The following is an 8,576-nucleotide window of genomic DNA, read 5'->3' as shown; positions in this document are numbered from 1 at the left end:
GATAACTAAAATGGCTATAGTAATTTGCCCCGGAATACATAACCCAAAGTTAACCGAGCAATTCTTGGAGGGATTATTTATGAATTGGCGGAGTCTCTCTGATTCCAGCGACCTCTTAGTCTGTCCAACTCAAGACTATGCTCCCTACTGTGCCATTGATATATCAAAATTTTTATGGTGTTCAAAATCTATAACTATAGATATGCCATTACTATTTATTGCCTTTAGTGCAGGAGTGGTAGGAGCAATAGGAACTGCTTGGACTTGGCAACTGCGAGGTGGACAAGTAAAAGCTCTTATAGCTATTGATGGATGGGGAATGCCTTTAACTGGGAATTTTCCTATATATAGAGTTAGTCACGACTATTTCACCCACTGGAGTTGGGGAATTTTCGGGAGTGGGGATGAGAGTTTTTATGCCTATCCATCCGTAGAACATTTAGAAATATGGCGATCGCCGGACATTACTACAGGTTGGTGGCTACATCAAAACAGTGTTGAAGTCAAAACAGCAACACCTATAACAGCTAAAGAATTTATTCTCAAAATATTAGAAAACTATGGAGAGTTAAGTAACTTTTAAGAGGAGGTCTTGCCAGATGAAACCAACAACAAAACCGCGAGTAAAAATTTGCTGTATTAGCAGTATTGAAGAAGCAAAAATGGCAATTTTTTATGGTGCCTCAGCTTTGGGTTTAGTTTCTGCCATGCCTTCTGGACTAGGAGTTATTTCTGACTAATTAATAGCAGAAATTTCTGCTGTAGTTCCGCCTGGTGTATCTACTTTTTTATTAACTAGTAAACAGGATATAAAATCAATTATTGAACAACAACGTCATTGTCGAGTTAATACAATTCAAATATGTGACGATCTTATATTAGGAAAATATCAAGACTTGCGAGATGCTATGTCTGGAATTGATATTGTAAAGGTTATTCATGTAATAGGAGAAGAATCTATAAAGGAAGCTATTGCAGTTGCTCTATTGGTAGATGCAATATTATTAGATTCTGGGAATAAATATCTAGCAATTAAACAATTAGGAGGTACAGGTAAAGTTCATAATTGGGATATTAGTAAGAAAATCCGGGAATTAGTAGATATACCTGTATATTTAGCAGGTGGTTTAAATTCAGAAAATGTCGCAGCAGCAATTAAACAAGTTTCTCCTTTTGGTTTAGATGTTTGTTCTGGTGTTAGAACAAATAATAAACTAGATGAGATGAAATTATCTGATTTTTTTAGTCGGATTTATTAATTATACAGAGTTTGATATATAGTGTTTCTTAGACTAATGAGGTACACCTATATTTATTTCTATCCTGTTCCCAGATCCGGTGTTCCCTGTTCCCGAAAACAAAAAAATTTTGTACTTTACGAGTATGGGAGTTGCTATAATCAATAACTAAATTAAAAATTTTAATCAGGAAGCAGGAGCTAATTAAGGTGAAAACTACAGAAAAAACATCTTATATAAATATTAATGGTGTTGAACATTACTATGAGTGGATAAAGACTTCAAGCTCTAGAGAAGAATCAAAACCAGTAATGGTATTTTTGCACGGATGGGGTGGTTCTGGTAGATATTGGGAAAGCACAGCTAAAGAACTTTCCGAGCAATTTGATTGTTTAATTTACGACTTAAGAGGATTTGGTCGTACCTCTTTACCTACACCTGACCCCACAGCAGAAAAAAGTATTTCCAAAAGTTCAAAATATCTTACTGATAATTATGGTTTAGTTGGTTACGCAGAAGATTTAAAAGTTTTATTAGAGACTTTAAATTTAGACAAAGTTTACCTAACAGCTCATTCAACTGGATCGTCTATTTCAGCTCTATTTTTAAATATGTATCCAGAGAGAGTAGAAAAAGCAATTTTAACTTGTAGTGGTATTTTTGAATATGATGAAAAAAGTTTTTCTGCATTCCATAAGGTAAGTCGTTATGTAGTGATGTTTCGCCCTAAATGGTTAACAAAAATTCCCTTTATGGGTCGTATGGTGATGAAAAGATTTTTGTATAGGTCTATTCCCGATAATTTATGTAATGAATTTTTAGAAGATTTTCTGATGGCTGATTTTGATGCTGCTTATGGCACAGTCTTAACTTCTGTGAGTAAAGAAGCATCAGAATGGTTGCCAGAACAATTTAAAAACTTAACAGTACCAATTCTATTAATTTCTGGTGAATATGATAAAATTATTCCGGCAGAGATGGGTCAGCAAGCAGCAAAACTTAATGAGACAATAGAGTTTACTATTATGAAAAATACTGCTCATTTTCCTATGCTAGAAGATCGGGAAAATTATTTACAAAGAGTGCTAACTTTTTTAGCGTAGATGAAGTTTGAATCAAATAATATAGCAATCTCTAGTGAAATGTAAGACAATAACTTTTGGCAAAATGTAAATTTTCTTTGATATTTTCCTTTTGATAAGTAGAGTAGGTAGACAAAAAAAGTTGTAAAATCGAACTTATTTTCAAATCCTAGAAATCATTGATATTGCTTCTTTATAGTCGGTTCCACTCGCTTAGGAGATAGTTGCGTTTAATTATATTAGACTTCTTGCAGAAGTCAGGGAATAGGGAGATGAAATTGTTAATTTTAGGTCTTGAATTTATTTAATTAAAACTTTTGCAAGAGGTCTATTTACTTACTGAGGATTCAAATTAATTGACAGAAGAATATTTGGAAAAAGAATACTAAGCTGTTAAGCATCTAAATTGGTTATTGTGGCTGATAGGGAGATGGGGGGGAGGGTTTGACGGTTTCTTCCCTAGTTTGCTAATACCTAGTTTAAATGGGTCTTAAGTTACAAAAAAATGCCAAAAGCGATCGGAGATACTTAAAAAGAGCTTCTCAAATGAATTAGAGAAAGCTATATCTATCATTTTACCTTTTTTTCTTCAATATTTATTCCCTCTTTCTTACTTCTACCATTTGTAACAAAAAATTATCAAATTGGTATAAGTAGAACAACGTTAAATCAATTATATCAGGATAATTAACGACCCTAGATTTTCAATTTTATTTACCCTAAATATCTAAAAACAATCTCAGACTATCCGGAAACCTAAACTCTAGAATGGGAAAATAGAATGTAAAGTAGCTAACAATGGAAATGCTTAAAAAAGTCAAAATTATCAATTTAAAATTTACAATTTACAATAGCAGCCATTAGGGGCAAAATTAACTAAAATTCAGATAAAATCTATGCACAATATGCAACCATATTTTCCTGTTTACAGCGTTTTAGAGAAAAAATTGCCATATTATCAAAATTTTGTTTCTTGGTTAGAAGATAAAATTTTTACTCCCTCTCTAACTATACCAATTGATGAAACTTTGCCATTTTTACTAGAGGTATTAAAGTTAACTTTTAATAGTCAAGGCAATCCTCAAACAGTTTATCCTCTAATTGTCGAAAATATTGATTTATTAGAACCCCATTTTATATACATTTTACGCAAGTGGGCGAGGCAAATTTTTCTCAATATCTGTCAAAATAGAGCAGCTATCATTGCCAGTACATTAGTAAATTTTGGTCAGATTATTTGGGCACTACCTGATGGAGATTCTGATGTTAATTTAGAAATTGCTTTAGCTTGCTGCGAGTTAGCTTTAGAAGTATATGATTTAGATAAATTTCCTGAACAATGGGGAATAGTTAATAACAATCTAGCTCTAATTTATCAAACTCGCTGTTATGGAGTTCCTACCCATAATCTAATTAAATCTTTTGAACATTATCAACAAGCTAATCTTGTATTTCCAGACCAAATTTTTCCTAAAAAATGGACTGATTTAAGTTGGTATTAGTAAGATAAATTTACTGAAAATAATGCCATAAATAATTTTACGGTGATTATCTTAAATAATACCATTTATAAATAGTAATGCTATATTTTGTTTCTATTATACCAGTTCTCAAAAGTAATGCTATACTTAGCTAACGCTTCAGTCATTAATTAATTAATTAACACAGGTAGAATCACTTTTTTACTAATTAGCACCTCAGTTAATGTTAATTATTCTTATTTTTACTACTCCCCTACTCCCCTACTCCTTGGCTCAATAAAATGTATAAAAGTTTTTGATAAATGGTATTACCTATCAATTTCTAAATCCCTTTTTCCGAATATTCCCATTTCTTTATCTCTCCATCTGCATCTATAATCTTAATTTTAATAATTGGTATAGTATCAAGTCCTGGAGCATCGATATTGTATATCTGATATTGCTTTAGCCAACTTACGGTTTTTAAACATGCCTGAAACATTCAAATATTCTAGCACAATTACATCATATTCACGAACTAAATCAGTAGACAACTTGTGTAAAAAGTCTGTACGAATATCTTTAATTTTGGCATGAAGTTTAGCTATTTTCAGTCTAGGTTTTTCGTATAGGTTTACTACCTGGTTGAGTTTTAGCAAATTTACGTTGAAACTTACCTAACTTTTTGAGATTTTGTTTGAGAGGTTTAGGAGATTCAACCTTTGTACCATTGCTGAATGTAGCAAATGTACTAATCCCCAAATCAATACCTATTGAGTTTTCAGACTTTGGCAAATGTTGAGCACAATGTAGTGACATTTCGCGAAACGTCACTACAACAAAACTAGCAAAATATCTACCAGCACTATCTCTAATAATTGTGACAGAACTAGGTTTAGATGTTAATGGTATAGACCAAACTATTCTAATCTTACCTACTTTTGGTAGATAGATTTTATCTTGACCGACTTTGTAATTAGCTCCTACAAATCTAGCAGTTTGTCTAGACTTTCTCCTTTTAAATAATGGTGATTTTACCTTAATTCCTTTTCGTTTTCCAGTGCAACTATTAAAGAAGTTTTTATATGCTTGGTCTAAGTCTTTCAATGATTGCTGTAATGGTTTATAGCAATTCCCAAAAAGCGTGAGGTACAAAATTTTAGGTTTGAGGGAACACTTAACACTTAACACTTAACACTACTCCTGAAGATTTAACCAATGTATAATACCGTTTTGAAAAAAGAATGTTACGAATAGTAATAATGATTGAAAAACTTTCTCAATGATTTCTCTTTGACTAAAAATAGAGATTTACCCAAATAAATGCTTAAAGAATATTCCTACTGAATCCTGACCGCTAGCGACACCCTAAATATTTGTAGCAAACATTTATCAAACTGGTATAACTGTTTAACCGTATTTGAGATAAAATTTCTCAATCTAGGATTATTAAGATGAAAAATCACCTCTTTAATCCTTCAGACTTTTGCCATTATTTTGCTCAATTGGAATTTCTATAATAAATTCAGTTCCTTGATTTACTTCAGAATTAAATAAGAGCTTACCGCCATGTTTTTGCACGATAATCTCATAACTAATTGCAAGTCCTAAACCTGTTCCTTTACCTATATCTTTAGTAGTAAAAAACAGGTTAAATATTTTCTCTTTCGCCTTTACGGGAATTCCCAAACCATTATCAGCAATTTTAATTAAAACACTACTTGGATTAGTGCTGCTAACTTTCGTAGTAATTCTAATAGTAGGGCTAAAATCGTCTTCTGTTGTTAATTTTTCTTCCAAGACATCTATAGCGTTACTAAGCAGGTTCATAAACACCTGATTAATTTGAGCAGCATGACATTTTACCAAAGGTAAATTTCCATAATTTTTCACAACTTCAATTTCAGAATTTGCGTGCCTAGGTTTGAAACGATGCTGCAAAATTAACAAGGTACTATCAATTCCTTGATGTAAATCCACAGCTTTCATTTCTGCTTCATCAAGACGAGAAAATGTTCTTAATGAAAATACTAATTGACGAATACGTTCAGATCCTAGCTTCATAGAATTTATCGTCTTAGGCAAATCTTCCATGACAAATTCTAAGTCAATATCTTCTGCAAAATCTTGAATTTCTGGAACAGGATCGACATAATTTTGACTATATAATTTCATCAAATCTAGTAAGTTTTGAGCATATTCCTCCACATAATTCAGGTTGCCATAAATAAAGTTAACAGGATTATTAATTTCATGGGCAATACCTGCTACTAACTGCCCCAAACCAGCCATTTTTTCACCTTGAATCATCTGTACCTGGGTTTGTTTTAACTTCTGCAAAGCCTTTGTCAAATCTTCAGCTTGGGTACGAGTTTTTTCTAGTAATTCAGCTTGTTGTAAAGCAATACCTAACTGCACTCCTACTTGTGCTAACAAATTAATTTCTTCATCTTGCCAATAACGAGGACTAGAATTTTGATAAGCAACCAACAAACCCCAAAGTTTTTCTCCCTGCAAAATTGGCACAAAAGTTTCATTTCTGGGAAGTTTACTCGCGTTAGTTTGTTGAGGGAGCACAGGATTAATTTGTAATGGAGTCTGAATTATAGGAGTCCATCCATCAATCATCGAATCTGCCACAAATTCCCCACTCCAGTCTGGGTAAAAACGATAAATTGCTACTCTTTCAACTTCTAGTAACTGTCGCACTTCTTGAGTAGTAGTCTGAAAAATAGCATTAATATCCAAAGATTGACGAATTTTATCAATGGTAATTGACAACGCCTTTTGTCGTTCTGTTGCTTTCTCCAATTCTGCTGCTTGAGCTTGAACTTGTTTGAAATACTCAGCTTGTTGTAGTGCAACTCCCAACTGACCGCCAATTTGAGCCAACAATTCTACCTCTGCTGTTTCCCACTCACGGGGAGCCGAATTTTGATAAGCTACCAGTAAACCCCAAAGTTTTTCTCCGTGATAAATAGCTACGATGGCATACGCCATAGCTTGATAAGACTCTAATACCTCAATGTAACAGTCACTAAAACCTTTCTCATAGATATTGTTGCAGGTGCAATAAATTTTTTTGGCAAAATTTTCGGCCTTAGTTTCCTGTAAATAGGTATCATTCACATAATTTGGCAAATCTCTAACGGAACATAGAGAAACATTTGCGGGGATTTTGGGATTTTCCTGTTGCTCGTGTATTAACCTCACCCAACCATCAGCTACTGACTCAGCTACAAACTCCCCACTCCAATCATCATGAAAGCGAAAGATAGCTACTCTGTCTGCATCCAATAATTGTTGTACTTCTTTGGTAGTTATTTGAAAAATTGTCTCAATATCCAGAGAACGACGAATTTTATCAACAATTATCGCTAGGGTTTTTTGGCGTTCTGCTGATTTTTCCATTGCTACTGCTCTGATAGCAAGTTGTGTTGACTGCTCCTGAACCTTCTGAACATACTCAGCTTGTTGTAGAGCAACCCCTAACTGAGTACTTATTTGAGCTAGCAAATCTACTTCATCATTTTGCCAATTACGGGGACCAGAATTTTGAAAAGCTGCCAGCAAACCCCAAAGTTTTTCTCCCTGATAAATCGCAATAATCCCATAAGACCTGGCTTGATAAGACTCTAATGACTGAATGTAACAGTCGCTAAAACCTGCATTATAAATATCGTTGCAGATACGATAAACTAATCCTTCAGTAAAAGGTCCACCCTCAGTTTCCTGCATATAGGTATCAGTATGGGGATTTGCCAAATCTTGCACAGAACATTGACTAACATTTTTCTTGATTTCGGGATTTTGATTTTGCTCCAGCATTAAGGAATTCCAACCTTCAGCAATTGACTCAGCAACAAACTCCCCACTCCAATCAGAATTAAAACGGTAGATAGCAACTCTGTCTGCATTAAGTAATTTTTGTACTTGTTGGGTGGTTGTTTCAAAAATTGTCTCAATATCCAGAGACTGACGAATTTTATCAACAATTGCCGCTAGAGTTTTTTGGCGTTCTGCTGATTTTTCCATTGCTACTGCTCTGATAGCAAGTTGTGTTGACTGCTCCTGAACCTTCCGAACATACTCAGTTTGTTGTAGAGCTACCCCTAACTGAGTGCCTATTTGAGCTAGCAACTCCACTTCATCCCTTTGCCAATGACGGGGAGCCGAATTTTGATAAGCTGCCAGCAAACCCCACAATTTTTCTCCCTGCAAAATTGGTGCAATTACATAAGCTTTAGCTCCAAACTGTTCTAAAAGTTGAATATGACACTCGTTATAACCCGCTTTATAGACATCATCAATGGCCAAAGTTTCATTGTTGACATACCGCCCCCCCTGATTTTCTTGTAAAAAAGTATCTTCAATAATGGGTTTAACTCCCACCAGAGGAGTCCATCCTTCTGCAAACGACTCTGCAATAAATTCCCCACTCCAATCAGGTAATAACTGATATATTGCGACTCGCTCTGCTTGTAGTAGTTCTCTTACTTCTTGAGTCGCAGTCGCAAAAATTGTCTCAATATCCATAGATAGACGAATTTTGTCGAATAACTCACCCACTATTTTCTGACGTTCGGCTGATTTTTCCTTTTCTCTGCTAATAGCTAGTTCTGCTGCCTGTTGTTCAACTTGTTTGAAAGCATTTTCTTGCTGTAGCGCCACACCAAAATGATCGGCTATTTGTTGGGCAAAATCTATTTCATAGTCTTGCCAATGACGGGGACCACTACATTGATGAATGCACAACAAACCCCAAAGTTCCGGTAATTCTCCTTGTTCTCTACTCT

General features: G+C 34.3%; 9 protein-coding genes. 5 read left to right on the top strand and 4 right to left on the bottom strand.

Annotated elements, in window-relative coordinates; genetic code table 11:
• The 5 genes from F6K22_RS22285 to F6K22_RS22265 all read left to right on the top strand — a co-directional run.
• A partial coding sequence (locus F6K22_RS22285) for a hypothetical protein (RefSeq protein WP_363274142.1) occupies positions 1-583 on the top strand: 583 nt, incomplete at its 5' end.
• A gap of 16 nt (positions 584-599) precedes the next feature.
• The gene (locus F6K22_RS22280) at positions 600-740 is read left to right on the top strand and encodes a hypothetical protein (RefSeq protein ID WP_293102821.1); all 141 of its coding nucleotides are present in this window, start codon (positions 600-602) and stop codon (positions 738-740) included.
• A gap of 3 nt (positions 741-743) precedes the next feature.
• Positions 744-1,259: a phosphoribosylanthranilate isomerase gene (locus F6K22_RS22275; protein WP_363274144.1), complete on the top strand. Its 516-nt coding sequence runs from the start codon at positions 744-746 to the stop codon at positions 1,257-1,259.
• Positions 1,260-1,447: 188 nt separating this feature from the next.
• Positions 1,448-2,341, top strand: coding sequence for an alpha/beta fold hydrolase (locus tag F6K22_RS22270; RefSeq protein WP_293102818.1), 894 nt, complete (start codon positions 1,448-1,450; stop codon positions 2,339-2,341).
• 875 nt (positions 2,342-3,216) lie between these two features.
• Positions 3,217-3,822, top strand: coding sequence for a hypothetical protein (locus F6K22_RS22265; RefSeq protein WP_293102815.1), 606 nt, complete (start codon positions 3,217-3,219; stop codon positions 3,820-3,822).
• A 301-nt stretch (positions 3,823-4,123) separates the two neighbouring features.
• Here F6K22_RS22265 and F6K22_RS22260 read toward each other — a convergent pair whose 3' ends face one another.
• From F6K22_RS22260 to F6K22_RS22245, 4 genes are all read right to left on the bottom strand, one after another.
• Entirely contained in the window at positions 4,124-4,282 is a 159-nt protein-coding gene (locus tag F6K22_RS22260) for a hypothetical protein (protein WP_293102829.1), read from the bottom strand.
• Positions 4,206-4,439, bottom strand: a complete 234-nt coding sequence (locus F6K22_RS22255) for a transposase (protein ID WP_293102812.1) — start codon at positions 4,437-4,439, stop codon at positions 4,206-4,208. Before F6K22_RS22255 ends, F6K22_RS22260 begins: the two co-directional genes overlap by 77 nt.
• Entirely contained in the window at positions 4,396-4,971 is a 576-nt protein-coding gene (locus F6K22_RS22250; RefSeq protein WP_293102809.1) for an RNA-guided endonuclease InsQ/TnpB family protein, read from the bottom strand. Before F6K22_RS22250 ends, F6K22_RS22255 begins: the two co-directional genes overlap by 44 nt.
• Positions 4,972-5,250: 279 nt before the next feature.
• Positions 5,251-8,576: GAF domain-containing sensor histidine kinase (locus tag F6K22_RS22245; protein ID WP_293102805.1), on the bottom strand; the 3,326-nt coding region annotated here is incomplete at its 5' end.

This window comes from Okeania sp. SIO2F4 (assembly GCF_010672385.1).
Taxonomy (GTDB): Bacteria; Cyanobacteriota; Cyanobacteriia; order Cyanobacteriales; family Microcoleaceae; genus Trichodesmium.
The sequence above is the reverse complement of the archived record's forward strand: the minus strand, read 5'-3'. Positions and strand labels throughout refer to the sequence as shown.